Genomic DNA, 26,354 nt, shown 5'->3' on the forward strand with positions numbered 1-26,354 from the left:
ATGCTGGAGGTACGGCACCGTGCTTGACACGCTTCGCCGAGTCGCCCTGGCGGTGCGGGACCGCCGGGCCTGCGCGCGGGACCCGGAGGGGTTCGCCCGCTCCATCGGGGTGGACCTGCGGGGCCGGGTCCGCTTCTACGGCATCGACCGCGGGATGTTCGGCTCGGAGCCCTGGCTGGTCTCGCTCGGCGACAACGTCTACATCACCGCCGGAGTCCAGTTCGTCACCCACGACGGGGGGACGCTGATCCTGCGTCGGGACGACCCGGATCTGGAGTGGACGGCCCCGATCACGGTCGGCGACGACGTCTACATCGGGGTGCGGTCGATCATTCTGCCCGGGGTGACCATCGGTGACCGCTGCATCATCGGTGCCGGCTCCGTCGTCGCCAAGGACATCCCCGCCAACAGCGTGGCCGCGGGCGTGCCCGCGCGGGTGATCCGCAGCATGGACGAATACCTGGAGGCGATGCGCGCGAAGTCACTGCGGTGCGGGCATCTGCCGGCGGCGGAGAAGGCGGCCGTGATCAGACAGCACTACGGGGTGACGACGCGCGAGCGCACCGGGCCGGGGGTGTTCTGATGCGCGTGCGTGAAGGCCAGCCCGGCCCGGTCCTGCGCCGGCTCGCCTCGACGGTGGACGCGGTGCGGACCATCGCGTCCCGGGCCCGCCGTGCGGTGCGCGGCTGGGCCCTGGCCGATCGTTTCGCCGCCCGGGGGGACAACGTCGTCTTCGATCCCGACGGGGTGTACTCCTTCGCCACCATCGAGCTGGGTAGCAACGTCGACCTCGGCTACCGCCCGACGCTGATCGCGGCCCGGGGGAGGATCCGGATCGGCAACAACGTCATGTTCGGCCCGGAGGTCACCATCCGGGGCGGCAACCACCGGACGGACCAGGTCGGCCTGCCCATGATCGCCGTGCAGAAGCAGCCGGGCGACGAGCGTTACGACCTCGGCGTGACGATCGAGGACGATGTCTGGATCGGCACCCGCGCCGTCGTCCTGCACGGCGTCACGATCGGCCGTGGCGCGGTCGTCGGCGCCAGTGCCGTCGTGACCCGGTCCGTCCCGCCCTACGCGATCGTGGCGGGGAACCCGGCGCGGGTGATCCGACTGCGATGGCCCGTGCAGACCATCCGCGCCCACGAGGTCGAGCTCTATCCGCCGGATCAACGGCTGAGTGCCGAGGAACTCGCCGCGTTGGCGGACCTGCCGGGCGCAGCCGACCCGTCGACAGTTCCGTCGGCGACGAAACTGCTCACCACGGACGCCCAGGACCGGTAGTCGAAGTCCAAAGCTCGGGCGCGGGCGGCCTGGCTCATCCGTCGCCACTGCGCGTCGTCGAGGGCAAGTGCCCGTTGGAGGCCGTACCGGACGGCCTCGGCGGTGGAACCGGCCAGCACGATGCCCTCCCGGCCGTCGTGGATGTACCGGGCCAGGTCGCTGGTGTGGTTCAGCAGGACGGGACAACCGGCGGCGAGGCTCTCCGGGACTTTCGACGGGAAGCCGGCCCGGGAGTATCCGGCCTCCGGGCGGACCAGCACGGAGAAGTGCGCCTGTCGTAGCTCGGTCAGGACCCGGTCCCGAGGGACCCGGCCGAGGAAGGTCACCCGGTCGGCCACCGCCTCCAGGTCGGCGGTGCTCAGCTGTGGCAGGGCGGCGGCCTGGTCGCGGGACACCCCGGCGATCACCAGATGCACCCGTAGCCGTTCCGGCTCGGGGAGCTGGCGGATCCCGTCGAGGATCACGGCGAGCAGATCCTTGGGGCCGGGTGAACCGGCGTACAGCAGCCGCAGGCCACCGGCCAGCTGTGGAGGTTCCGCGCAGGTGTACTGCGCGCAGTCGACCTGCGGGGGGACCACCAGGACCGGCCGCCCCCGCCCGGCGAAATGGTGTCCGAGCGTCTCGGAGATGGTGATGACCCGGTCGGCGAGTTGTCCGGCGAGGAACGATGACCACCGGTGCCGGATGAAATAGGGGGTCAGCCGGCCGCGGACGAACTGGGCGGCATCGTGGCGTTCGAGGACGTCCACGGTCACCGGACGGCGTAGGAACGCGCGCAGCACCGCCCAGGTGGTGAGGTTGAACAGGTTCAGCGGAAGGTAGACCGCCGCCAGGTCGCGTCGGTGGACGCCGGCCCGACGTAGCGCCAGCAGCACCCGCACCGGCCGGGCCTGTCGTCGCGCCCACCGGGTCAGCCGGTTGCGAGCGGACCCGGTGAGGGTGATCAGGCGTACCGCCGACGGCAGCGAAGCGGCGGGGTCGGGCCGACTTCCGTCGTCCGGCCAGTCGTTGACCACCAGGGCGGGCGCTCCCGGTGGTGTGGCGGACCGGGCCAGCTGGAGCAGCCGGTTCGACATGGCATCACCGTGCGGGAACCGGAATGCGCTCAGGACAAGCAGGCGCGGCGGTTCCGGCGCAGCGGTGGCGACCGGGGACGCGGCCACGGACGTTCGCGCTTCCTGTTCCATGCCACCTCGACACTTCGGTCGTTTTATACGTGTAAGCAAGTTTTGACCGAGTTATCGTACGCTGTCGCGTCGCACGGGCGTGACCAGCGAAGATGCGTGTCGAGGAGCGGAGAAGGCGTGGGGGTACAGGACAACGTCGACAGTCCGGCGCGTACCACGGACGGAGGTCGGCGGTGAGCCGTCCCGTCGTGGTGCAGCACTCCGCCGGCTCGCCCGGCGCCAACGGTCCACTGACGGCTGTCGAGCGGGTCCTCGCCTCGCCGCTGGCGGAGCACTACGAGTTCGTCCGGATGCACCAGCCGCGGGGCAACGGTGGCCTGGACGTGGCGCTGCTGCGGGATTGGGTGCGCCTGCTGCGCCGGGTCCGACCGGACCTGGTGCACGTGCGCGGCCTGCAGAACGAGGGCTTCCACGGGGTCCTCGCGGCTCGGCTCGCCGGCTGCCCGCGCGTCCTGGTGACCGTGCACGGCACCGTACGGGATCTGCGCCACGCGGGCCGGTCCTGGCGTCGCCGGCTGCTCGTCCACGGCGCCGAGCCGTTCACCCTGCGCGCCGCGACGCACGTCGCGACGGTCTGCGAATACGCCGCCGGTCGGGACTTCCTGCGCGGCACCGCGAGCCGCTTCGTCGGCGTGATCCCCAACGGCGTGCCGCTCCCCGACGAGCCGGCTGCGTCCCGGGAGCGGGTCCGCGCTGAGCTGGGGTTGCGCTCCGACGACGTGGCGATGATCGTGGTGAGCCGGTTGACCTGGGAGAAGGGCCTCGGGGTGCTGGCGCGGGCGCTGCGGCGGTTGCCGCCGGGCCCCGCCCGGCGGGTGCTCCTGGTCGTCGGCGACGGACCCGACCGGGCCGGCATCGAGGCGGCGCTCCAGGACGCCGGACCGGTGGCCGTGCGGATGCTCGGCAGCCGGTCCGACGTGCCGGACCTGCTCTCCGCCGCCGACATCTTCGTGTTCCCCACCCTGCACGAGAACCTGTCCAACGCGCTGCTCGAGGCGATGGCGCACGCGTTGCCGGTGGTGGCGTCGGCGGTCGGCGGCAACGTGGAGGTGCTGCGGCAGGGCGGGGGCCGGCTGGTTCCCCCGAACGACCCGTCCGCGCTGGCCGCCGCGCTGGCGCCGTTCCTCGCCGATCCCGCCGAACGCCGCGATGTCGGCGAGGTGGCCCGCAAGGTCGTCGGCAACGGCTACGGCCTGGACGTGATGCTGGGCGCGCTGGACCGGGTCTACCGGCTGATCCTGGAGCAGCGGCGGTGACCGCCGAGTCGGGCCCACGCGTCACCCTGCTCGGTTTCACCGTGCCGGACGACGTGTTCGACGACATCACCGCCCGGGACAGCGTCCTGGCGACGCAGACGCACACCTTCGCCTGGGCGATGGTCCGCAGCCTGCGCGCCGCCGGCTGCCCGGTGCAGCTCGTCTCCGCCGCCCCGGTCTCGACGTACCCGCGCAATCGCCAGGTCCTCTTCCGGGCCGACCGGTTCCGCCAGGACGGGGTGGAGGGCACGCTGCTGGGCTTCGTGAACCTGCTCGGGCTCAAACACCTCACCCGATTCGTGGCGGCGTGCCGATCCGGCTCCCGGGCACTGCGGGACGGGCGGAGCGACGTACTGCTCGTGCACGGCGTGCACACGCCGTTCCTCTGGTTCGGCGCGTTGGCCGCCCGCCGTCGTGACCTGCGGGTCGTGGTGGTGCTCACCGATCCGCCCGGGGTGGCGCAGCCCACCGACGGCCGGCTGCTCCGGCTGCTGCGTGGCCTCGATGTCGCGCTGGTCCGGGCGGCCCTGCACCGATGTGCGGGGGTCATCGCGTTGACCTCGGCGCTCGCCGACGACTTCGCGCCCGGCCGGCCACGGCTGGTGATGGAGGGCATCTTCGATCCGCCACCTGGTTCCGCACCGACGTCGTCCGCGGCGGGCCACACCCGGGACGTCGTCTACGCCGGCGGCCTGACCCGGGCCTACGGCGTCGACCGGCTCGTCGAGGCGTTCCGCGGCCTGCCGGACCCGGATCTGCGGCTGCGACTGTACGGGCGCGGTGAGCTGACCGACTGGCTGCACGCGCAGGCCGCCGAGGACCTGCGGATCTCGCCACCGACGCTGCTCGACCGTGCGGAACTGGTGGGCCGGCTCGGCCAGGCCGCCGTCCTGGTCAATCCCCGACCGGTCGACCAGGTCTTCGTGCGGTACTCGTTTCCGTCGAAGCTCATCGAGTACCTCTCCACCGGGGTGCCGGTGGTGACCACCCGCCTGCCCGGGATCCCCGAGGAGTACGCGCCCTGGCTGCGTTTCGCCGACCCGGACAGCGTGGACGTGCTGCGGCAGGCCATCCGCGGTGTCCTCGATCTGCCCGCCGACGCGGCGCGAGGTCTCGGCGCGGGTGCGGCGGAGTTCGTCCGGACCAGCCGGGGAAGTCGGCCGCAGGGCCTGCGGATGCGAGCCTTCCTCGGCGGCCTGACCGGCCGGAACCGTGGCGGCGCCCCGGCCGCTCCGCAGCACCCCCGGGGCAGTCTCACCTCGGCGTGAAGGCCCCGGCGTCGGTGGGCTCCTGGGCGCGCAGCCGGCGGGAGATTCCCGCCCAGGCGTAGAGCACGAGCAGGGTGGCCATGCCGATCATCGACGGCCGGGACGCCCCCAACTGGTTGTTGGCCGGCAGGTAGGCGATGAGCAGCCCGAGCTGCACGAAGATCAGCATGGACAGGATGCGACGGCCGTAGGCGGCCTCGGTCCAGAATCGCGCGAGGAACCAGCCGATGAGCCCCATCAGCGCCACCACTCCGGGAAACGTGAGGTCCGAGGCGAGCCAGGGGTAGGCGGTGGACCAGTAGAGACCCGCCGGCCAACCGGTTCGGGCCTCGGTGCGCGCCGGGTACGCCGGGTGCGCGGTGGAGTCCGCACCGAGGTACTGGTTGGCGTAGGAGGCGGCCGCCGGCGCGGCACCGAGCCCGCGTGACCAGGCGAACGGCGTCTCCAGGTTGTAGGCCAGCCCGAGGTAGCCGTGGGTGGGATAGAAGATGGTGGCCGCCACGCCGGTCGCCGCCTCGTGTCCGATGACCCGCTCCACCGCCGGGCTCGGCCGCATCACGTCCTCGGTGCCGAACAGACTCGCCCTGGCCGCCTGGTTGCTGACCATGTACCAGCCGAAGAGGACCAGCACCACCGTGGCCATCGCCGTTGCCATCCCGCGTCGGGGCGGCCGTCGCCGGGATCGGCCCCGGAGTCCGGCGACCGAGGTGATCATGAGGCCTGCCAGCACCATGACGACCGTGTCACCCAGGCCTTTGAGCGTCCCGATGTACAGGAAGAACAGGACGTACACGCCGAGTCCCACCAGGCCGGCGGCGCGCAGGCGGGGCGGGAGCGTACGCCAGTAGACGACCAGCAGCGGGACGAGCGCCGTCGACAGCACGGCCAGCAACGTCAGGATCTGGATCGGCAGGCTGACCCGTCCGGCGTCCTGCTGCATCTGGTAGATCTCGAACTTGCTCGCGTATCCCTCGGCGGGGCTCATGATGCTCTGCATGATGTTTCCCGGACCGCTCGCACCGTACTCGACGAGCAGTGCCGCGCCGAGCAGCGTGTAGTAGCAGGCACCCCAGAACACCAGGCGGTGGGCCCGTCGGATCTGGTCGACCGGATCCTCGGTGGATCGCTCACGGGGCGGGTGCCGGAGGATCCGCGCGACGTAGCCGAGGGCGAAGACCGCCGTCGCGCCGAGCACGAAGAGGCAGAGCCGGCCGGGATTCGGCACCAGCTCGGCCTGCCCGCCGAGCCAGAAGGCCCCGAACGTGCCGAGCATCCAGGTCAGCGCGGCGAGAAGAGGAAGCCATGGCCGGAGACCCGCGGGCGAGCCGCCTACCGGCTCCAGGGCGTGCCGGCCGCCGGCCCAGGAGTCGAGGTGTCGGGAGGTGGCGTTGCCTGCCGTGGCGGCCGGCCCGGTGACCATGGTCGTGCCGCCCGAGCCGAGCTGCTGCTGTCTCAGGCCATTGTCCAACCAGGTCATCCCGCTACCGCCAGCCTCGTCCGTCTCGGAAACGTGCCCCGCGATCTCGTCCCGACGCCGTGCGCCCCGGGGATCAGCCTCGGGCGCTCAGTGGGTCGGCTCGCCTGGCGTCCGGCACCCAGACTCCTCAAGGGAGGGTTTCCGATGGCCGAGCGACAATTCCAAAGATCGTAAATCGGTCTAAAGCGTTATATCACCCGATGGCCTCCCGTTGGCTCGGATCAACGGAATCCGCGCGGCAATCGGCGGCAGTCCGCGCCGTCTGGGGTATTTGTGCTTCTTTTGGCCTGATTAGGCGTTTCGGTGTCTCTGATCCGTCGTTACAGGAAGTGCCGGCCCGACCGCCTGCGCCGTTTTCGGGTCGCCGCACATCGCCAGGCAACGAACGGGAGCGTCAGTGACTTTCATGACTGCTGGACGCCGGGTGCTCATCACCGGCGGCACGGGTTCCTTCGGTCAGACCATGGTGCGTCGACTGCTCGACCGCGACATCGGCGAGGTACGCGTGCTCAGCCGGGACGAGGCGAAGCAGGACGCGATGCGCCGCCAGCTCGGCGACGACCGGGTGCGGTACCTGATCGGCGACGTCCGCGATCCGGACTCTCTGCTGCGGGCCAGCCACGAGGTCGACTTCATCTTCCACGCGGCCGCCCTCAAGCAGGTGCCGTCGTGTGAGTTCTTTCCCTTGGAGGCGGTCCGCACCAACATCCTCGGCAGCGCCAACGTGGTCGAGGCGGCCGAGCGCAACGGGGTCGGCTCGGTCGTGGTGCTGAGCACCGACAAGGCCGTCTACCCGGTGAACGCGATGGGGATCAGCAAGGCGCTGATGGAGAAGGTCGCCCAGGCCCACGCGCGCAACAACCCGCGCAGCCGGACCACCGTCTCCTGTGTCCGGTACGGCAACGTCATGTACTCCCGCGGCTCGGTGATCCCGCTCTTCGTGGAGCAAATCAAGGCCGGCCGCGCGCCGACAGTCACCAACCCGGAGATGACCCGCTTCCTGATGTCGCTGACCGACTCGGTTCAGCTGGTGGAACACGCCTTCGCGCACGCCCGCCCCGGTGACGTGTTCATCCGCAAGGCGGCCGCCTGCACCATCGGGGACCTGGCCGAGGCGGTGTGCCAGCTCTTCGACATGCCGTCCAAGATCGAGGTGATCGGCGTGCGGCACGGCGAGAAGCAGGACGAGACGCTGGCCAGCCGGGAGGAGTTGGCCCAGGCCGACGACTTCGGCGAGTTCTTCCGGGTGCCGGTCGACGCGCGCGACCTGAACTACGCGCTCTACGTCTCCGAGGGCGAGCTCACCCAGCCGCCGGCCGAGGACTTCAACTCGGCCAACGCGCCGCGCCTGGACGTACCCCAGATCATGGACCTGCTGCTCACGCTGCCGGAGATCCGGGCGGAGCTGGCGCTGCGGGACCCGGTGCTGGCGTGCTGAGGCTGGCGCTCACCGGCGGTCGCGGTTTCCTGGGCTGGCACGTGCGGGTGCTGGCCCGCGCCCTGGGCTGGCCCGAGCCGGTGCTGATCAGTGGCAATGACCTGCTGGACGCCCCGACGGTGGCGGAGAAGCTCGACGGCGTCGACCGGGTGCTGCACTTGGCCGGCGTCAACCGGGGCGACGCCCGCGACGTCGCGGCGGGCAACGTCGAACTGGCCGCGGCCCTGGCCCGGGCGCTGCGCCTGTGCGCGGCGCCGCCCGGCGCGGTGGTCTTCGCCAACTCGGTGCAGGCCGGCAACGGCACCCCGTACGGCGACGCGAAGGCCGTCGCCGCCGCCACCCTGGCCGCGGCCCGTCCCGACCTGGTCGACGTGCGGCTACCGAACCTGTACGGCGAGCACGGCCTGCCCTACTACAACTCGGTGGTGGCCACCTTCTGCCGGCTGCTCGCCGAGCAGCGGTCGCCGGAGGTGCACGAGGACCGGGAGTTGAGTCTGGTGCACGTCAGCGACGCCGCGGCGCGGCTGATGGGCGCCCCGGACGGCGGCCCGTGGGACGCGGCCATGCCGGCCCTGCACACCGACGTACGCGAACTGGCCGACCGGCTCGGCGGGTACGCCGACCTATACCGTGGCGGGGAGATCCCGGCGCTGACCGACCGGCACGCCGTCCGGCTGTTCAACACCTACCGGTCGCACTGCTTCCCCGCCAGCTACCCGTTGTCGCTGACCCGTCGGGCCGACCTGCGCGGCGAACTGTTCGAGGCGGTGAAGGCGCACGGCGGCGGCGGGCAGACCTTCTGCTCCACCAGCCGGCCGGGGGTGACCCGGGGGGAGCACTTCCATCTGGCCAAGGTGGAGCGGTTCTGCGTGCTGCGCGGCAGCGCGGAGATCCGGCTGCGCCGGGTCGGCACGGACGAGGTCGTCCGGTTCCCGGTCGGCGGCGACGAGCCGGTGGTGGTGGACATGCCCACCATGTGGGCGCACAACATCGTCAACACCGGGTCGGACGAGCTGCTCACTCTCTTCTGGACCAACGAGATCTTCGACCCCGCCCGGCCGGACACCTGGCCGGAGCCGGTGGAGCTGACCGCGCCGGAGCCGGCGGTGGTGGCGGCGTGAGGAGGGAGCGGACATGACCCGGGTGATGACGGTGGTCGGCACCCGTCCGGAGATCATCAGACTGTCCCGGGTGCTGGACCGGCTGGACCGTACGGTGGACCACGTGCTGGTGCACACCGGCCAGAACTGGGACCGGTCGCTGTCGGACGTGTTCTTCACCGAGCTGCGGCTGCGCCAGCCGGACCGCTTCCTGCGGGTGGACACCTCGTCGCTGGGGCGGGTGCTCGGCGGGGTGCTGATCGGCATGGAGGAGGCGATCGCCGAGCTGCGGCCCGACGCCCTGCTCGTGCTCGGGGACACCAACAGCTGCATCGCCGCGCTGATGGCCCGCCGGATGCGGGTGCCGGTCTACCACATGGAGGCCGGCAACCGCTGCTTCGACCTGAACGTCCCGGAGGAGACCAACCGGCGGCTGGTCGACCACGTCGCCGACTTCAACCTGGTCTACACCGAGCACGCCCGGCGGAACCTGCTGTCGGAAGGGCTGCACCCGCGGCGCATCCTGCACACCGGCTCGCCGATGCGCGAGGTGCTGCTGCACTACCGGGCCGACATCGAACGCTCGACCATCCTCGACCAGCTCGGGCTGGCGCCGGGGGAGTACTTCGTGGTCAGCGCCCACCGGGAGGAGAACGTCGACCGGCCGGACCGGCTGGACCGGCTGCTGGACTGCCTGCGCGCCGTACGCGACGCCTGGGGCCTGCCGGTGCTGGTCTCCACCCACCCGCGTACCCGCAAGCGGTTGGAGGCGCTGGCCGCCGACGCCCTCGCCCTCGACGGCATCGCGTTCCACGAGCCGTTCGGGCTCTTCGACTACGTCCACCTGGAGAGCCGGGCCCGCTGCACGCTGTCGGACAGCGGCACGATCAGCGAGGAGGCCGCGATCCTGGGCTTCCCCTCGGTCACCCTGCGGGAGTCGATCGAGCGGCCGGAGGCGCTGGACGCCGGCGGCATCGTGATGACCGGCCTGGACCCGGCCGGGGTGGTGGAGGCGATCGAGGTGGTCGTCCAGCAGGTGGCCGCCGACGGCGTGCCCTGCCCGGCCGACTACGCGGTGCCGGACACCTCCCGCCGGGTGGTCGACTTCATCCTCTCCACCGTGCGCCGCCACCACGACTGGGCGGGCATCCGCCGCTGAGGCCCACCGCACGAACCCCGCCGGACCAGGTTCCGGCGGGGTTCGTCGTCGTGGGACAGGGCGGGCGGTCGCCGCCGTCAGCGGCCGAGCACCGCCTGCACGGTACGGAGCAGGATCCGCAGGTCACCGAGGAAGCTGCGGGTCTCCACGTAGCGCACGTACATCTCGACCTTGCGCGGCAGCACCACGGAGACGTAGTAGTCCTCCGGGCGGTCCGCCCCGGCCAGCTCCGCCGACTCGTTGCGGTACGCGATGGAGGCGGGGTCGGTGATGCCCGGCCGCACCGACAGGATGCGCCAGCGCGCCACCGACGGCCAGCAGTCGACGTACCGGCGCACCTCGGGTCGGGGCCCGACCAGGCTCATGTGCCCGATCAGCACGTCGTAGAACTGGGGCAGCTCGTCCAGCTTGCTGGCCCGCAGGAGCCGGCCCACCCGGGTGATCCGGTCGTCGGTGTCCGAGGTGACGGCCGAGCCGGGCCCGTCCCGCATGGTGCGGAACTTGTGGATCCGGAAGGGCCGCCCGCGCCGGCCGGCCCGTTCCTGGCGGAACAGCACCGGCCCGCGGTCCTCCAGCTTGATGGCGGCGGCGACCGCGAGCAGCAGCGGCGCGCACAGCACCAGCGCCACCGCGGCGACGACGACGTCGAAGGATCTCTTGATCATCGCAGTACCTTGCTGACGGTGTGGATGACGAGGTCGACCTGCTCGTCCCGCATCGCCGAGAAGAGCGGGAGGCTGACCACCCGCGCGAACTCCCGGCTGGCGACGGGGAACATGTCGTCGGTCAGCGCGAACCGCCGACGCCAGTACGTGTGCAAATGCAGCGGGATGAAGTGGACGCTGGACCCGACGCCCAGCCGGGACAGCTCCGTGATGAACCCGTCCCGGTCGAGCGGGGCGTCCGGGCGCAGCCGCGCCACGAAGAGGTGCCAGGCGTGCACGTCGCCGTCGGGCGCGGGCGCCGGCAGGTCCAGCGGGAGCCCGCCGAACGCCTCCCGGTAGCGCGCGGCGATCTCCTCGCGCCGGCGGCGCATCGCCTCCGCCCGGTCCAGCTGCACCAGCCCCATCGCGGCGGCCGGATCGGTCAGGTTGTACTTGAACCCGGCCTCGATCACGTCGTACCGCCAGGCGGGCCGGTCGCTGCGGTAGCGGTCGAAGCCGTCCCGGTCGAAGCCGTGCAGCCGCATGGTCCGCACCCGGCGGGCCAGGTCGGCGTCGCGGGTGACCAGCATGCCGCCCTCGCCGGTGGTGATGGTCTTGGTGGCGTAGAAGCTGAAGACGGTGGCCGCGGTGGGACCGGCGCCGACCGGCACGCCGCCGCTCGCGGCCGGGAAGGCGTGCGCGGCGTCCTCCACCACGGCCAGTCCGTGGGTACGGGCGAACTCGCGCAGCGGCTCGCCGGGCACCGGCTGGCCGGCGAAATGCACCGGGATCACCGCGACCGTGCGCGGCGTGACCTTGGCGGCGGCGTCGGCGAGGTCGATGTTGAGCGTCACCGGGTCGACGTCGACCAGCACCGGGACGGCGCCCACGTGCACCACGACCTCGGCGGTGGCGGTGAAGGTCCAGGTGGGCACGAGCACCTCGACGCCGGGGCCCACGCCCAGCGCGTCCAGTGCCAGGTGCAGGCCGGAGGTCGCCGAGTTCACCGCGATCGCGGTGACGCCCGGGCCGCACCGTTCCGCGAAGCGCTGCTCGAACTCGCGTACCAGGGGGCCGGCGGTGAGCCAGCCGGACCGGATCGCTTCCGTGACCGCGGTGATCTCCGCATCGCCGACGTCGGGTAGGGCGAAGGGAAGAGTGCGGTCATGCATGCCCGGTCCTCCTGGTTACTGCACTTACGTCCTATTTGCCTCGGGTGAGGATAGACTGCGCCAGTCCGTTAGGGGCCTGATTCCGGTGAATTCGAACCGCTTGTCCAGTGAGGTGAGGCGCGTGCGGGTCGGTCTGCTCAGCCAGTGGTTCGATCCGGAGCCGGGGCCGGCGGGACTACCGGGGGTGCTGGCCCGCGGCCTGGCTTCCCGGGGCCACGAGGTGCAGGTGCTCACCGGCTTCCCGAACTACCCGACCGGGCGGGTGCTGCCCGGCTACCGGATGACCCGCCGCGCCGACGAGGACCGCGACGGGGTGCGGATCCGCCGGGTCGCCCTCTATCCCAGCCACGACCGGTCGGCCCTGCGCCGGATGGCGACCTACGGCTCGTTCGCCGCCTCGGCACTGGCCTCCGGCACCGGCGCGCTGCGGGGCCTGGACGCCCTCTGGGTGAGCAACTCACCGATCACCGTCTCGCTGCCGATGTGGTTCGTCCGCTACGCCCACCGCGTCCCGGTGGTGTTGCACGTGCTCGACCTCTGGCCGGACAGCGTGCGGGCCAGCGGCTTCCTCGGCGACGGACCCGGGCGGGCGCTCGCCGAACGGGCGATGGGCGGCTGGTGCGCCGCGATGTACCGGGCCGCCGCCCGGGTCGCGTACATCTCGCCCGGCGTCGGCGAGCTGCTGGCCCGCCGGGGCGTACCGGAGGAGAAGCTCGTCCACATCCCGATGTGGGCCGACGAGACCCCGGCGCCGCCGTCGGTCGACCTCCGCGCGGAGCTCGGCATCGCCGACCACCGGGTCGTCCTGGTGTACGCCGGCACGCTCGGCGAGGCGCAGGGGCTGGAGGTGCTCATCGACGCCTGCGCGCTGACCGACGACCCGCGGCTGCTCTGCCTGATCGCCGGCTCAGGCACGGCGGAGGACCGGCTGCGGGACCGGGCCGAGGCGTCCGCCGCCCGCAACGTCCGCTTCCTCGGACGACTGCCCCGCGAACGGATGCCGGCGCTGATGGCGGCCGGCGACGCGCACTACGTCAGCCTGCGCCCGGGCGGCATGTCCGCGTACACGATGCCGAGCAAGGTGCAGGCGACCCTCGCCGCCGGACGGGCCCTGCTGGTCGCGGCCGACGGCGACGTCGCGACGGTGGCCCGGGACAGCGGCGCCGGCATCACGGCCCGCCCCGGCGACCCCTCCTCGATCGCCGACGGCATCCGCGAGGTATGTGAGCTGGGGCGGGAGAAGCTGCGCCTGCTCGGCCGGGCGGGCCGGGAGTACTACACGCGCGCCTTCTCCGCCGCGGCCGGAGTGGCCCGGGTGGAGACGGCACTGCGCCAGGCCATGGAGACCAGGAGACGTCGATGACCAGTTCCCACCTCGTCGGGTCCGACGAGCTGACCGCGGCCGACGTGCCCGCCGCCGCGGCCCTGCACGCCCGGGCCTTCCCGCGGTTCTTCCTGTCCCGCCTGGGCGAGCCGTTCCTGCGCGAGTTCTACGCCGGCTTCGTCGACGACCCCGACGCGGTGACGGTCGTGTCGCGCGCCGCCGACGGCACGCTGGTCGGCGTCGTCGTCGGCACCACCACGCCCGACGGGTTCTTCCGCCGGCTGCTGCGCCGGCGCGGGCCGCGGCTGGCCCGCGCGGCCATCCGCCCCGCGCTGCGGGACCCGCGCGCCGCGCTGCGGCTGCTGCGGGGCGTGGCGTACCGGGGCGAGGTGCCGCTCGCCGCCCGAGGAGCGCTGCTCAGCTCCATCTGCGTCGACCCCGCCGTCGCGCAGGCCGGGCACGGCCGGCGCCTGATCGACCAGTGGTGGCGTGCGGTACGGCAGCGGGGCGTCGACGCCGCCTACCTGACCACCGACGCCGACGACAACGACCGGGTCAACCGCTTCTACCGCCGGGCCGGCTGGACCCTGCTCGGCGCCTACACGACGCCCGAGGGACGGCGGATGAACTGCTACGGCATCTCCGCCGGGCCGGAGCACCGGCAGTGAGCCGGACGCCGCGCTGACCGGTACAGTGCTGCGGCCGGAGGCAGGCACGTCGCTCGACCGCAGGGGGCCCGTCAGTGCTGCACTTGAGGATCATCGTGCCGGTCGACCGGTCGTCCCAGGTGGTCGACCTGCTCGCCGACAACCCTGGCGTGGCGCACCTGGCGGTGATCCCCGGCGCGGCCCGGCAGCCCCCCGGCGACCTGGTCCTCTGCGACGTGGTCCGGGAGAGCGCCGACCGGGTGCTGCACCAGTTGCAGGAGCTGGGGGTCGAGGCGCGCGGCGGGATCTCCGCCGACGACGTCGAGCTGACCCTGTCCCGGGCGGCGAAGCAGGCCGCCCGGGACGCCCCCGGTCACGGCGAGGACGCGGTCGTCTGGGACGAGATCGCCGCCAAGACCGGCGAGCAGACCGAGCTGACCGGGACGTACCTGGCGCTGATCATCGTCGCCACGATGATCGCCGGCGTGGGCGTGCTGCTGGACCAGCCGATTCTCATCGTCGGCGCGATGGTGGTCGGCCCCGAGTTCGGCCCCCTCGCCGCGCTCTGCGTCGCGCTGCTGCGCCGCAAGCCCCGCACCATCGTCCGCTCGGTGCAGGCGCTGACGGTCGGCTTCCTGGCCGCCATGGTGGCCACCGTGCTGAGCACCTGGGCGCTCACCGCCGTCGACCTGGTCAACCGGGAGATGCTGCTCGCCGAGCGGCCGCTGACCGACTTCATCTGGCGGCCCGACGCGCTCTCCTGGGTCGTCGGCATCCTCGCCGGGATCGCCGGGATGCTCTCGCTCACCTCGAAGAAGTCCGGCTCGCTGGTCGGCGTGCTGATCTCGGTCACCACCGTGCCGGCCGCCGCGAACGTATCCGTCGCCGCCGCGTACGGGGTGTGGCACGAGGCGGCCGGGTCGGCGCTCCAGCTGGTGATCAACATCTGTGCGATCGTGCTCGCCGGGCTGGCCACCCTCGCCGTGCAGCAGCTGTGGTGGTGGCGGGTGGGCCGGCGCGCCGGCCGGGTCACCGCCAGTCGTCCCCAGCCTCCAGTCGGCGGGTGAGCAGCGTCCGCAGCGGGATCGACTCGCCGTCCCGGCCGCCCCGACCGAGCACCAGCGGCGCCGGATCGGGCTCGGGGTCGACGCCGAAGAGCCGGCCGCGCAGGCTGGGCGGCACGCTGAGCAGGTGGAACCGGCCCGCCGTGTCCACCGCCCGGGTCCCGGCGCGGTCGACGTACCAGCCGGTCAGTCGGGTCCGGTAGCGACCGCGACCGTCGTGCCCGCGGGCGACCAGCGGCGTGGTCCGCAGGCCCCGCCGGGTCGCCTCGGCGGCGAACCAGGCGACCAGCTCCGCGGCCTCCGCGTGCTCGGCCGCCCGCTGCCGATCGGCGGCCTCCGCGTGCGCCCGCACCGCCCGCTGCTGCCGCTCCCGCCACTGCAGGCCGTCGTCCGCACCCATCCCGCGACGGTACGCCCACCATGCTGGCCCGGCCCTGCCCGGTCGTCCCGGCTCGCGGGGTCGTCCGGGCATGCGGGTCGCCCGGGTTTCGGCCTTACCGGGTCGTCCGGCCTTGCGGGGTCGTCGCGCCTTGCCGGGGCGTGCGGCTTCGGCCTTGCCGGGTGGTCCCGCCTTGCCGGGTTGTGCGGCTTCGGCCTTGCCGGGTGGTCCCGCCTTGCCGGGTCGTGCGGCCCGCAGGCCGGCACGGCGTGGGGCCGTGAGCAAAGACCACGCCGTGCCGTCGAGTGTCAGGCCAGGCCGGCAAGGCGTGGTCGCCGTGAGCGGGGACCACGCCGTGCCGTCAAGCGTCAGGCCAGGCCGGCCCGGCGCAGCGCCTCGGCCATCGCGTCGTTCACCGGGGCCGGCGCGGAGCCGCCACGGCCCTGCCGCTGCTGCGGCCCGCCCCGCGACCCGCCGCGCGCGCCGCTTCGCTCACCGCGCTGCCCGCCGCGCCCGTCACCACCGCCGCGTCCGTCGGCGCCGCCGCGCCGGTCACCGCCGCCGCGCCCGTCGGCCCCGGCGCGTGCCTCGGTGCCGCCGCGCTGGCCGCGAGCGTCGGAGCCGGTCCGTCCGCCCTGGTCGCCGCGCGGCCCGCCCCGCTCCCGACGTCCGCCCTCGGCGGGGGCCGAAGGGCGGCCGGTCTGGTCCTCGTCCAGCCGGAGGGTGAGCGAGATCCGCTTACGGGGCACGTCCACGTCGAGCACCCTGACCCGGACCACGTCGCCGGACTTGACCACGTCCCGGGGGTTCTTGACGAAGGTGTGGGACATCGCCGACACGTGCACCAGGCCGTCCTGGTGGACGCCGACGTCGACGAACGCGCCGAACGCCGCGACGTTGGTGACCACGCCCTCCAGCAGCATCCCCGGGGTCAGGTCGCTGATCTTCTCCACCCCCTCGGCGAAGGTGGCGGTGCGGAACTCCGGCCGCGGGTCGCGGCCCGGCTTCTCCAGCTCGGCGAGGATGTCGGTGACGGTGGGCAGGCCGAACGTCTCGTCGACGAAGTCGGTGGCCCGCAGCCCCCGCAGGATCGCCGACTTCCCGATCAGCGAGCGCAGGTCCTGCCCGGTGCTGGCGAGGATCCGCCGCACCACCGGGTACGCCTCCGGGTGCACGCTGGAGGAGTCCAGCGGGTCGTCGCCACCCGGGATGCGCAGGAAGCCGGCGCACTGCTCGAACGCCTTCGGGCCGAGCCGGGGCACCTTCTTCAGCTCGGCGCGGGACCGGAACGGGCCGTTGGCGTCGCGGTGCAGCACGATGTTCTCCGCCAGGCCGGCGCCGATGCCGGAGACCCGGGTCAGCAGCGGCGCGGAGGCGGTGTTGACGTCCACCCCGACCCCGTTGACGCAGTCCTCGACCACCGCGTCCAGCGAGCGGGAGAGCTTCACCTCGGACAGGTCGTGCTGGTACTGCCCGACGCCGATCGAGCGCGGGTCGATCTTGACCAGCTCGGCGAGCGGATCCTGGAGGCGGCGGGCGATGGAGACCGCGCCGCGCAGCGACACGTCCAGCCCGGGCAGCTCCTGGGAGGCGTACGCGGAGGCGGAGTAGACCGACGCCCCGGCCTCGGAGACCACCACCTTGGTGAGGTTGAGCTGCGGGTACCGCTTGATCAGGTCACCGGCGAGCTTGTCGGTCTCCCGGCTGGCGGTGCCGTTGCCGATGGCGACCAGCTCGACGCCGTGCGCCCCGGCGAGCTTCGCCAGGATCTCGATCGAGGCGTCCCACTGCCGGCGCGGCTCGTGCGGGTAGATGGTGTCGGTGGCGACCACCTTGCCGGTGGCGTCGACCACCGCGACCTTGACGCCGGTGCGCAGGCCCGGGTCCAGGCCCATCGTCGCGCGGGTGCCGGCGGGCGCGGCGAGCAGCAGGTCACGCAGGTTGGTGGCGAAGACCCGGACGGCCTCTTCCTCCGCCGCCTGCCACAGCCGCATCCGCAGGTCCGCGCCGAGGTGGATGAGGATCCGGGTACGCCAGGCCCAGCGCACCGTGTCGGCGAGCCACTTGTCGGCGGGCCGCCCCTGATCGCTGATCCCGAACCGGCCGGCGATCGCCGCCTCGTACCGGGTCGGGCCGGTGACCACGGCGTCGGTGTCGCCCTCGGCCTCCGGGTCCATCGTCAGGTCGAGCACGCCCTCCTTCTCGCCCCGGAACATCGCCAGGATCCGGTGCGAGGGCAGCTTGGTGTACGGCTCGGCGAAGTCGAAGTAGTCGGCGAACTTGGCGCCGGCGGCCTCCTGGCCGTCGCGTACCCGGGAGACCAGCCGGCCCCGCGACCACATCTGCTCGCGCAGGGTGCCGATCAGGTCGGCGTCCTCGCCGAAGCGCTCGATCAGGATGGCCCGGGCACCCTCCAGCGCGGCGGCGGCGTCGGCCACGCCCCGGTCGGCGTCGACGAAGCCGGCCGCCGTCTCGCGCGGGTCCCGCGACGGGTCGGCGAGCAGGGTGTCGGCGAGCGGCTCCAGCCCCGCCTCGCGGGCGATCTGCGCCCGGGTCCGCCGCTTGGGCTTGTACGGCAGGTAGATGTCCTCCAGCCGGGACTTCGAGTCGGCCGCCATGATCTGCGCTTCCAGGGCCTCGTCGAGCTTGCCCTGGCCGCGGATCGACTCCAGCACGGCGGCCCGCCGCTCGTCCAGCTCACGCAGGTACCGCAGCCGCTCCTCGAGGGTGCGCAGCTGCGCGTCGTCGAGCAGGCCGGTGGCCTCCTTGCGGTAGCGGGCGATGAACGGCACGGTGGCGCCGCCGTCGAGCAGCTCCACGGCCGCCCGCACCTGACGCTCCGCGACGCCGAGCTCGTCGGCGATCCGCTGATGAACTGACTGGGTCACGATCTTGATCCGCCTTCGCTGTGGGTTCCGTGCTGCATTCTGCCGCCCGCCCCCGACGCCGCTCGCCACACCCGCCCGACGCGCCTGCGCTAGCGTTGCGATCATGGAACAACCAGCGGATCCGCGGGCCCGCCGGCTCTTCGGCGGCAGCGCCCGGGCGCTCGGCGACCTGGCCGCCAGCCCGTTCCGGGCCGACCGGGACCGGATCGTCGGCTCGCCGTTCTTCGCCCGGCTGAACGGCGTCACCCAGGTGATCAGCCCGGGTGGTTCCGGCCTGCTGGTGCACAACCGGCTCACCCACAGCCTCAAGGTCGCCCAGGTGGCCCGGGCGATCGCCGAGCGGCTCACCGCCGACCCGGCGCACCGGCGGCTCCTCGACGAGCTCGGCGGCTGCGACCCGGACGTGGTCGAGGCCGCGGCGCTCGCCCACGACCTCGGCCACCCGCCGTTCGGGCACCTGGGGGAGCGGGTGCTGGACCGGCTGGCCCGGCAGCGGCTCGGCCTGGCGGACGGCTTCGAGGGCAACGCGCAGTCGTACCGGATCGTCACCAGCACCGAGATCCGGGGCGCGGCCACCACCGGGCTCGACCTCACCGCCGCGGTCCGCGCGGCCCTGCTGAAGTACCCGTGGACCCGGCTGGACCATCCGGACCCGCACCCGCGGCACCTCACCCCGGCGCCCCGGGGCGCGGCCGCCCCGCCCGACGACCCGGAGAGCGGGTCGGTGAAGTTCGGCGCGTACCGGACCGAGCTGGCCGACCTGCGGCAGGCCCGGGAGCCGTTCGCCGGTCGGATCGCCGACTGGCAGCAGACCGTCGAGGCCTCGGTGATGGACACCGCCGACGACATCGCGTACGCGATCCACGACGTCGAGGACTTCTACCGGGTGGGGGTGCTCCAGCAGGGAGCGGTGGCCGCCGAGCTGATGGCCTGGCAGCGGGAGGGCGGTCACCTGCGCGCGGTCACCGACGCGGCGCTGGCCGGCGCGGCCCGCCGGCCCGGCTCGGCGATCGAGCGGCTGCGCCGCCAGCTGCACCGCAAGGACGGCTGGATCGCCGCCGACGACGCGTTCGCCGCCGCCGTCGAGCACGTCCGCCAGGAACTGGTCGAGGGCCTGCTGGCCATGCCCTTCGACGGCTCGATCGAGGCCGAGCAGTACGTGGCCCGCTTCTCCGCCCGCTGGACCACCCGGTTCGTGGACGCGATCACCGTGGTCCGCGAGCCGTCGGTGCGTTCCGGGCACGTGCTGCTCGCCCCGGCCCAGTGGCACGAGGTGCAGGTGCTCAAGTTCGTCCACCACCGGTTCGTGCTGGCCCGCCCGGACCTGGCCCTGCACCAGCGGGGCCAGGCCCGGCTGCTGGGCACCCTGGTCGAGGCGCTGTGGGAGTGGCTGCTCGACCCGGAGGAGGAGTCCCGGTTGCCGCGCCGGCTGCACGACCTGGTCGAGCTGGCCGAGGCGGAGCTGCACCCGCGTACGACGGACCGGATCGGCCGGGCCCGGGGCCGGGCCATCGTCGACTTCGTCGCCCAACTCACCGACGGCCAGGCCGTCGCCATGCTGGACGCCCTCTCCGGGCGCTCCGGCGCCCTCTGGACCGACGCCTTCGTCCTCTGACCGCCGGCCCCGCGCGTCGGGACGCCGTGCGCCGGCCGGCGGGTACGTCAGGCGACCGCCTGCCACCAGCCGTCCACCGGCGGCGGGTCGTCGACCACCACCCGCTCGCCGGGGCGGGGCACCGCCAGCCGCACGTCGCGCGCCTTGGCCTCGGCCCAGAGCCGGTCCACCGGCTCGGACCAGTCGTGCAGGGCCAGGTTGAACGTCGCCCAGTGCACCGGGAGGAAGAGCCCGCCCCGCAGGTCGAGGTGGGCCGAGACGGCCTCCTCGGGGAACATGTGGATGGCCGGCCACGCGCGGTCGTACGCGCCGATCTGCATCAGGGTGACGTCGAACGGCCCGTGCTCCGCGCCGATCTCGGCGTACCCGTCGAAGTAGCCGGAGTCGCCGGTGTAGAAGACCTTGCGGTGCGCGCCGGCGACCACCCAGGAGCTCCAGAGGGTGCCGTCGCGGCGCAGCCCCCGGCCGGAGAAGTGCTGGGCGGCGGTGGCGATGATCTCGAGCCCACCCACCTGGTGCCGCTCCGACCAGTCCAGCTCGATGATCCGCTCGGCCGGCACGCCCCACCGGTCGAGGTGGGCGCCGACGCCCAGCGGCACCAGGAACGGCGCGGACTGCCGCCGGGTCAGCTCCTGCACGGTGGCCATGTCGAGGTGGTCGTAGTGGTCGTGGGAGATCAGGATGGCGTCGACCGGAGGCAGGTCGGCCAGGGGTACCGGGGGCTGGTGCAGCCGCCTCGGCCCGACCGCGGCGGACGGTGAGCAGCGGTCGCTCCACACCGGGTCGACCAGAACCTTCCGCCCCTCGATCTCGATCATCGCGGAGGCGTGGCCGTACCAGACGATGTTGAGTTCGCGCTCGACGTCGGTCGCGGGCGGGGGCGTCGGGGGCAGCAGCGGGACCGGGGCGGTGGGGCGCCGGCGTTGCTTGCCGAAGATCAGCTCCCAGACCAGGTTCCGACCCGGGTCACCGGTGGTCATCGTCCGGGTGGCGGCCCGGTTGTGGAAGGTGCCGTCGCGGAACTGGGGGGAGCGGGCGGCCCGTTCCGCCCGGGCGCCGGTCAGCCGCCCGCCCAGCGCCGCCGGCACGTCCCGCGCCGCCCAGGCCAGGCCGGCCACCGCGGCCAGCCCCGTCATCCGCCACAGCCGTCCGCCGAGTGCCCGCTCGAGTTCCCGGTCCGCTGGTGCCCGCATCGCCACGTCCCCTCCGCCGTCTCCCGAGTACACGGTAGCCACCGCGTCACCCCCGCGCCGGACCGCCGCCGCACCCCCACCCGCGCACTCCCCGAGAGACCGTCCCCACGTCGCCCGTCGCGCCCCAGCACTTTCAGAGAAAGCGTGGCTATTCCGCGCGCCATAGCCACGCTTTCTCTGAAAGTGCAGCCAGGAAATGGCGGGGCGGGGACGGGGAGGTGGGGTGGGGGGAGGCGCGAGGGCGGGGGTGGGGGTCAGCGGAGGCGGCGGAGGGCGGCGGCGCCGGCGGTGACCGCCGAGGTGGCGGTGTCGCCCACGGCGCGGGCCAGGCGGGGGAGGTCGGGCCGCCAGCCGCCGCGGACGGCCTCGCCGGCCGGGTTGGGGGCGAACACCGCGCCCTCGTGCGGCGGTACCTGCCGGTCGGTCAGCCCGCCCCAGCGCATCAGCGGCCCGACCAGCGCGTCGTAGACGCCGGGCAGCACGGTGAAGCCGACCCGCATGAACAGGTTGATCCGGCCCACCGAGATCTCCCGGCGGGGCCGGTCGGCGCAGTCCACGATCGCCCGGGCCACCCGTTCCGGGGTGGTGATCGGCAGCGGCGGCCGGCCCACCCGGCCCAGGTAGTTGGCGGCCTGCTGGTAGACCGGGGTGTCCACGCTGCCGGGGGTGACCAGGCAGACGTGCACCCCGGACAGGTCCCGCGACTCCTGCTGCAACGTCCGGACCAGGCCGTGCAGGCCCCACTTGCTGGTGACGTAGCCGCTCATGTAGGGCGCGGTGATGTGCCCGAGCACCGATCCGGTGAGGATCAGGGTGCCGCCGCCGGCGGCCGTGAACTGCCGCAGCGCGACCCGGGCCACCCCGGCGGAGGCGAGCAGGTCGGTCCGCACCACCTGGTCGAAGACCTCCGCCGGGATCTCCTCGAACCGCCCGTACGCCATCACCGCCGCGGTGTGCACCCAGACGTCGATCCGGCCGAACTCCCGCAGCGCCGCCTCCGCCAGGGCGTCGAGCGCGCCGGGGGCGGTCACGTCGGTGGGCACCTCGCGTACCTCGGCGCCGGCGTCGCGGCACTCGCGGCGTACCTCGGCCAGGGTGGCGGGGGAGCGGGCGGCGAGGACCAGTCGGTCCCCGCGCCCGGCGAACTCCCGGGCGGCCGCGCGGCCGATGCCGCTGGTCGCCCCGGTGACCACCACCACCCGGCTCACGGTACGAGCACGACCTTGACGCAGCCGTCCTGCTTCTGCTGGAACATCTCGTACGCCTGCGGCGCCCGCGCCAGCGGCACCCGGTGGGTACGCAGGTCCTCCACGCCCAGTGGGTCGTCGTCGCCGGAGAGCAGCGGCGTGATCTCGTCGGTCCAGCGGCGCACGTGGCACTGCCCCATCCGCAGCTGGATGCCCCGGTCGAACATCTCCATCAGCGGCAGCGGGTCCACCTCGCCGCCGTAGACGCCGGAGATGGAGACGGTGCCGCCCCGGCGCACCGCCTTGAGCGCGGCCTTGAGCACCACGAGGCGGTCGACGCCGACCTTGTCGGTCATGGTCTGGGCGAGCTTGTCCGGCAGCAGCCCGGCGGCGGCCTGGGCCAGCTTTCCCGAGGCGGCGCCGTGCGCCTCCATGCCGACCGCGTCGATCACCGCGTCCGGGCCGCGCCCGTCGACCAGGTCGACCAGGGTGGCTGGCACGTCCTCCAGCTCGCTCACGTCGAGGGTCTCGATGCCGTGCCGGCGGGCCATCTCCAGCCGCTCCGGCACCAGGTCCAGCCCGATCACCCGCTCGGCGCCCAGGTGGCGGCCGATCCGGGCGCAGAACTGGCCCACCGGCCCCAGCCCGAAGACGGCGAGGGTGCCGCCGGGCGGGGTGTCGGCGTACCTCACCGCCTGCCAGGCGGTGGGCAGGATGTCGCTGAGGTAGAGGTAGCGCTCGTCCGCGCCGGTCTCCGGGATCTTGACCGGGCCGAACTGGGCGTACGGGACCCGCAGGTACTCGGCCTGGCCGCCGGGGACGGAGCCGTAGAGCGAGGTGTAGCCGAACAGCGACGCGCCCTTGCCCTCCGAGGTGACCTGGGTGGTCTCGCACTGGGCGTAGAGCTGCCGCCGGCACATCCAGCAGTCGCCGCAGGAGATGTTGAACGGGACGACCACCCGGTCGCCCGGCTTGAGCCGGGTCACGCCCGCGCCGACCTCCTCGACGATGCCCATCGGCTCGTGCCCGAGGATGTCGCCGGGCTTCAGGTACGGCCCGAGCACCTCGTACAGGTGCAGGTCGGAGCCGCAGATCGCGGTGGAGGTGATCCGGACGACCGCGTCGGTGGGCTCCTCGATCCGCGGGTCGGGCACCTCCTCCACCCGGACGTCACGCTTGCCGTGCCAGGTCAGTGCCCTCATGCCTGCCGTCCCCTCTCGGTGCCGTCCATGGGACTGCTACCCCGAGTGGGCGGCTCGAACCCGGCGGGCCGCCCGGGCCGGCGCCGGCGCTGCTTTCCCGCCGTATCCCCGGGAAAACGCCGACCGCCGCACCCCCGGACGGGGCTGCGGCGGTCGGTGCGCAACTGGCGGTCAGGAGCCGGGGGTGCCCGCGCCCTTGGTGGTGGCCTTCAGGTAGTCGCGGTTGAGCCGGCCGATGGTGTTCAGCGGGATGCCCTTCGGGCAGACCACGGTGCACTCACCGGCGTTGGTGCAGCCGCCGAAGCCGGCCTCGTCGTGCGCGTCGACCATGCCGATCACCCGGGTGTAGCGCTCCGGCTGGCCCTGCGGCAGCAGCGAGAGCTGGGTGAGCTTGGCGGCGGTGAAGAGCATGCCGGAGCCGTTGGGGCAGGCCGCCACGCAGGCGCCGCAGCCGATGCAGGCGGCCGACTCGAAGGCGGCGTCCGCGTTGGCCTTGGCCACCGGCGTGGAGTGCGCCTCGGGGGCGCTGCCGGTCGGGGCGGTGATGTACCCGCCGGCGGCGATGATCTTGTCGAAGGCGTTCCGGTTGACCACCAGGTCCTTGATGACCGGGAAGGCGCGGGCCCGCCACGGCTCGATGTCGATCGTCTCGCCGTCGGAGAACTGCCGCATGTGCAGCTGGCAGGCGGTGGTGCCGCGCTGCGGCCCGTGCGCGTCGCCATTGATCATCAGACCGCACATGCCGCAGATGCCCTCGCGGCAGTCGTGGTCGAACGCGACCGGCTCCTCGCCCTGAAGGATGAGCCGCTCGTTGAGGACGTCGAGCATCTCCAGGAACGACATGTCCGGGGAGACGTCGTCGACCTGGTAGGTCACCATCCGACCCTTGTCCTCAGGGCCGGTCTGGCGCCAGATGCGCAGGGTCAGGTTCACTTGTAGCTCCGCTGCGTGGGGTGGACGTATTCGAACTTCAGGTCTTCCTTGTGCAGCACGACCGGCTCACCGGTGCCGGTGTACTCCCAGGCCGCCACGTAGGCGAACCGGTCGTCGTCGCGCTGCGCCTCGCCGTCCGGGGTCTGGTGCTCGGCCCGGAAGTGGCCGCCGCAGGACTCCTCGCGGTGCAGGGCGTCGATGCACATCAGCTCGGCCAGCTCGAAGAAGTCGGCCACCCGGCCGGCCTTCTCCAGCGACTGGTTGAGCCCCTCGCCGTCGCCCGGCACCCGCACCCGCTGCCAGAACTCGTCCCGCAGCGTGCGGATCTCGTCGATGGCCTTGCGCAGCCCGGCCTCGCTGCGCTCCATGCCGCAGTGCTCCCACATGATCTGGCCCAGCTCCCGGTGGAACGAGTCCACGGTCCGGTCGCCGTTGACCGCCAGCAGCCGGGTGATCCGGTCCTCGACGTCGCGGCGGGCCGCGATCGCCTCGGGGTGGCTGGCGTCGACCTTCTCCAGCGGGCCCGTGGCCAGGTAGTGGGCGATCGTGCTGGGCAGCACGAAGTAGCCGTCGGCCAGGCCCTGCATCAGCGCCGAGGCGCCGAGCCGGTTCGCGCCGTGGTCGGAGAAGTTCGCCTCACCGATCACGAACAGGCCCGGGATGGTCGACTGGAGGTCGTAGTCGACCCAGAGGCCGCCCATCGTGTAGTGCACGGCGGGGTAGATCCGCATCGGGACCTCGTACGGGTCCTCGCCGGTGATCCGCTCGTACATCTCGAAGAGGTTGCCGTACTTGGCCTCGATCGCCTTGCGGCCGAGCCGGTTGATGGCGTCGGCGAAGTCGAGGTACACGCCGAGCTTGGTCGGGCCGACGCCCCGGCCCTCGTCGCAGACGTTCTTCGCGGCGCGGGAGGCGATGTCGCGGGGGACCAGGTTGCCGAAGGAGGGGTAGATCCGCTCCAGGTAGTAGTCCCGCTCGTCCTCGGGGATGTCCCGCGGCGCGCGGTCGTCGCCCTTGGCCTTCGGCACCCAGACCCGGCCGTCGTTGCGCAGCGACTCGCTCATCAGGGTCAGCTTCGACTGGTGGTCGCCGGAGACCGGGATGCAGGTCGGGTGGATCTGCGTGTAGCAGGGGTTCGCGAAGTGCGCGCCCTTGCGGTGCGCCCGCCAGGTGGCGGTGACGTTGCAGCCCTTGGCGTTGGTGGAGAGGTAGAAGACGTTGCCGTAGCCGCCGGAGGCGAGCACGACCGCGTCGGCCATCTCGGTGCTGATCTCGCCGGTGACCAGGTCCCGGACGACGATGCCCCGGGCCTTGCCGTCGACGACGACCAGCTCCAGCATCTCGTGCCGGGCGTTCATCTCCACGTTGCCCAGGCCGATCTGCCGCTCCAGCGCCTGGTACGCCCCGAGCAGCAGCTGCTGGCCCGTCTGGCCCCGCGCGTAGAAGGTCCGCTGCACCTGCGCGCCGCCGAAGGAGCGGGTGTCGAGCAGGCCGCCGTACTCGCGGGCGAACGGCACGCCCTGCGCCACGCACTGGTCGATGATGTTGACCGAGACCTCGGCCAGCCGGTGCACGTTCGACTCCCGCGAGCGGAAGTCGCCGCCCTTGACCGTGTCGTAGAAGAGCCGGTGCACCGAGTCGCCGTCGTTGCGGTAGTTCTTGGCGGCGTTGATGCCGCCCTGCGCGGCGATCGAGTGGGCCCGGCGCGGGCTGTCCTGGTAGCAGTAGGACTTGACCCGGTAGCCCTGCTCGGCCAGCGTCGCCGCGGCGGAGCCGCCGGCCAGGCCGGTGCCCACCACGATCACGGTCATCTTCCGGCGGTTGGCCGGGTTGACCAGCTTGGCCTCGAAGCGGCGGCGGTCCCAGCGGGTCTCGATCGGGCCCTCGGGAGCCTTGGTGTCGGCGATCGGGTCGCCCTCGGTGAAGAGATCCAT

Annotated in this window: 22 protein-coding genes; 11 read left to right on the top strand and 11 right to left on the bottom strand. The window is 73.0% G+C overall.

All coding sequences use genetic code 11. From position 1 onward, the window contains the following. The first annotated feature begins 19 nt into the window (after nucleotides 1-19). Together ACTWM8_RS10905 and ACTWM8_RS10910 are read left to right on the top strand one after the other, a co-directional pair. Entirely contained in the window at nucleotides 20-583 is a 564-nt protein-coding gene (locus ACTWM8_RS10905; RefSeq protein ID WP_446213706.1) for a DapH/DapD/GlmU-related protein, read from the top strand. Continuing rightward, the gene (locus tag ACTWM8_RS10910; protein WP_446213707.1) at nucleotides 583-1,287 is read left to right on the top strand and encodes an acyltransferase; all 705 of its coding nucleotides are present in this window, start codon (nucleotides 583-585) and stop codon (nucleotides 1,285-1,287) included. Before ACTWM8_RS10905 ends, ACTWM8_RS10910 begins: the two co-directional genes overlap by 1 nt. Here ACTWM8_RS10910 and ACTWM8_RS10915 read toward each other — a convergent pair. Further along, a complete protein-coding gene (locus tag ACTWM8_RS10915; protein WP_446213708.1) occupies nucleotides 1,173-2,363 on the bottom strand; it encodes a glycosyltransferase in 1,191 nt (396 codons plus the stop codon). The two genes, ACTWM8_RS10910 and ACTWM8_RS10915, sit on opposite strands and share 115 nt — an antisense overlap. A gap of 284 nt (nucleotides 2,364-2,647) precedes the next feature. Between ACTWM8_RS10915 and ACTWM8_RS10920 the strand changes: the two genes are divergently transcribed. Together ACTWM8_RS10920 and ACTWM8_RS10925 are read left to right on the top strand one after the other, a co-directional pair. Further along, a complete protein-coding gene (locus tag ACTWM8_RS10920) occupies nucleotides 2,648-3,730 on the top strand; it encodes a glycosyltransferase (RefSeq protein ID WP_446213709.1) in 1,083 nt (360 codons plus the stop codon). Continuing rightward, nucleotides 3,727-4,998, top strand: coding sequence for a glycosyltransferase (locus ACTWM8_RS10925; RefSeq protein WP_446213710.1), 1,272 nt, complete (start codon nucleotides 3,727-3,729; stop codon nucleotides 4,996-4,998). Before ACTWM8_RS10920 ends, ACTWM8_RS10925 begins: the two co-directional genes overlap by 4 nt. On the opposite strand, the gene ACTWM8_RS10930 is transcribed toward ACTWM8_RS10925, so the two are convergent. After that, nucleotides 4,985-6,475, bottom strand: a complete 1,491-nt coding sequence (locus ACTWM8_RS10930; RefSeq protein WP_446213711.1) for a hypothetical protein — start codon at nucleotides 6,473-6,475, stop codon at nucleotides 4,985-4,987. The genes ACTWM8_RS10925 and ACTWM8_RS10930 overlap by 14 nt on opposite strands. 406 nt (nucleotides 6,476-6,881) lie before the next feature. On the opposite strand from ACTWM8_RS10930, the gene ACTWM8_RS10935 reads away from it, so the two are divergent. The 3 genes from ACTWM8_RS10935 to wecB are packed head-to-tail and all read left to right on the top strand — an operon-like array spanning nucleotide 6,882 to nucleotide 10,172. Continuing rightward, the gene (locus ACTWM8_RS10935; RefSeq protein ID WP_446213712.1) at nucleotides 6,882-7,913 is read left to right on the top strand and encodes an SDR family NAD(P)-dependent oxidoreductase; all 1,032 of its coding nucleotides are present in this window, start codon (nucleotides 6,882-6,884) and stop codon (nucleotides 7,911-7,913) included. Next, nucleotides 7,907-9,034: a polysaccharide biosynthesis C-terminal domain-containing protein gene (locus tag ACTWM8_RS10940; RefSeq protein WP_446213713.1), complete on the top strand. Its 1,128-nt coding sequence runs from the start codon at nucleotides 7,907-7,909 to the stop codon at nucleotides 9,032-9,034. Before ACTWM8_RS10935 ends, ACTWM8_RS10940 begins: the two co-directional genes overlap by 7 nt. Before the next feature lie 13 nt (nucleotides 9,035-9,047). Continuing rightward, nucleotides 9,048-10,172 carry a non-hydrolyzing UDP-N-acetylglucosamine 2-epimerase gene (gene wecB, locus ACTWM8_RS10945; RefSeq protein WP_446213714.1) on the top strand — a complete coding sequence of 375 codons (1,125 nt, stop codon included), beginning with the start codon at nucleotides 9,048-9,050 and terminating at the stop codon, nucleotides 10,170-10,172. Between the two features lie 77 nt (nucleotides 10,173-10,249). On the opposite strand, the gene ACTWM8_RS10950 is transcribed toward wecB, so the two are convergent. Both ACTWM8_RS10950 and ACTWM8_RS10955 read right to left on the bottom strand, forming a co-directional pair. Then, entirely contained in the window at nucleotides 10,250-10,837 is a 588-nt protein-coding gene (locus ACTWM8_RS10950) for a sugar transferase (protein WP_446213715.1), read from the bottom strand. Next, nucleotides 10,834-11,988, bottom strand: a complete 1,155-nt coding sequence (locus ACTWM8_RS10955; protein WP_446213716.1) for a DegT/DnrJ/EryC1/StrS family aminotransferase — start codon at nucleotides 11,986-11,988, stop codon at nucleotides 10,834-10,836. Before ACTWM8_RS10955 ends, ACTWM8_RS10950 begins: the two co-directional genes overlap by 4 nt. A gap of 121 nt (nucleotides 11,989-12,109) precedes the next feature. Here ACTWM8_RS10955 and ACTWM8_RS10960 point away from each other — a divergent pair, with 121 nt between their 5' ends. From ACTWM8_RS10960 to ACTWM8_RS10970, 3 genes are all read left to right on the top strand, one after another. Further along, entirely contained in the window at nucleotides 12,110-13,351 is a 1,242-nt protein-coding gene (locus ACTWM8_RS10960) for a glycosyltransferase family 4 protein (protein ID WP_446213717.1), read from the top strand. Further along, nucleotides 13,348-13,980 (top strand): GNAT family N-acetyltransferase, encoded by a 633-nt coding sequence (locus ACTWM8_RS10965; protein WP_446213718.1) that lies wholly within the window; start codon nucleotides 13,348-13,350, stop codon nucleotides 13,978-13,980. The genes ACTWM8_RS10960 and ACTWM8_RS10965 overlap by 4 nt, the downstream gene beginning before the upstream one ends. A 74-nt stretch (nucleotides 13,981-14,054) precedes the next feature. Next, a complete protein-coding gene (locus ACTWM8_RS10970; RefSeq protein ID WP_446213719.1) occupies nucleotides 14,055-15,026 on the top strand; it encodes a DUF389 domain-containing protein in 972 nt (323 codons plus the stop codon). Here the strand turns inward: ACTWM8_RS10970 and ACTWM8_RS10975 are convergent. Then, nucleotides 14,989-15,423, bottom strand: a complete 435-nt coding sequence (locus tag ACTWM8_RS10975; protein ID WP_358002667.1) for a hypothetical protein — start codon at nucleotides 15,421-15,423, stop codon at nucleotides 14,989-14,991. The genes ACTWM8_RS10970 and ACTWM8_RS10975 overlap by 38 nt on opposite strands. A gap of 347 nt (nucleotides 15,424-15,770) precedes the next feature. Further along, nucleotides 15,771-18,290 carry a Tex family protein gene (locus ACTWM8_RS10980; protein WP_446213720.1) on the bottom strand — a complete coding sequence of 840 codons (2,520 nt, stop codon included), beginning with the start codon at nucleotides 18,288-18,290 and terminating at the stop codon, nucleotides 15,771-15,773. Nucleotides 18,291-18,393: 103 nt separating this feature from the next. On the opposite strand from ACTWM8_RS10980, the gene ACTWM8_RS10985 reads away from it, so the two are divergent. Then, nucleotides 18,394-19,905 carry a deoxyguanosinetriphosphate triphosphohydrolase family protein gene (locus ACTWM8_RS10985; RefSeq protein WP_446213721.1) on the top strand — a complete coding sequence of 504 codons (1,512 nt, stop codon included), beginning with the start codon at nucleotides 18,394-18,396 and terminating at the stop codon, nucleotides 19,903-19,905. A gap of 47 nt (nucleotides 19,906-19,952) precedes the next feature. Here the strand turns inward: ACTWM8_RS10985 and ACTWM8_RS10990 are convergent, their stop codons facing one another. From ACTWM8_RS10990 to ACTWM8_RS11010, 5 genes are all read right to left on the bottom strand, one after another. After that, a complete protein-coding gene (locus ACTWM8_RS10990; protein ID WP_446213722.1) occupies nucleotides 19,953-21,098 on the bottom strand; it encodes an MBL fold metallo-hydrolase in 1,146 nt (381 codons plus the stop codon). Nucleotides 21,099-21,352: 254 nt separating this feature from the next. Then, nucleotides 21,353-22,306: an SDR family NAD(P)-dependent oxidoreductase gene (locus tag ACTWM8_RS10995; protein WP_446213723.1), complete on the bottom strand. Its 954-nt coding sequence runs from the start codon at nucleotides 22,304-22,306 to the stop codon at nucleotides 21,353-21,355. Further along, a complete protein-coding gene (locus tag ACTWM8_RS11000) occupies nucleotides 22,303-23,487 on the bottom strand; it encodes a zinc-dependent alcohol dehydrogenase (RefSeq protein WP_446213724.1) in 1,185 nt (394 codons plus the stop codon). Before ACTWM8_RS11000 ends, ACTWM8_RS10995 begins: the two co-directional genes overlap by 4 nt. Nucleotides 23,488-23,658: 171 nt before the next feature. After that, nucleotides 23,659-24,420, bottom strand: a complete 762-nt coding sequence (locus tag ACTWM8_RS11005) for a succinate dehydrogenase/fumarate reductase iron-sulfur subunit (protein ID WP_446213725.1) — start codon at nucleotides 24,418-24,420, stop codon at nucleotides 23,659-23,661. Next, a complete protein-coding gene (locus ACTWM8_RS11010; RefSeq protein WP_446213726.1) occupies nucleotides 24,417-26,354 on the bottom strand; it encodes a fumarate reductase/succinate dehydrogenase flavoprotein subunit in 1,938 nt (645 codons plus the stop codon). Before ACTWM8_RS11010 ends, ACTWM8_RS11005 begins: the two co-directional genes overlap by 4 nt.

Source organism: Micromonospora sp. IBSANI012 (assembly GCF_052814045.1).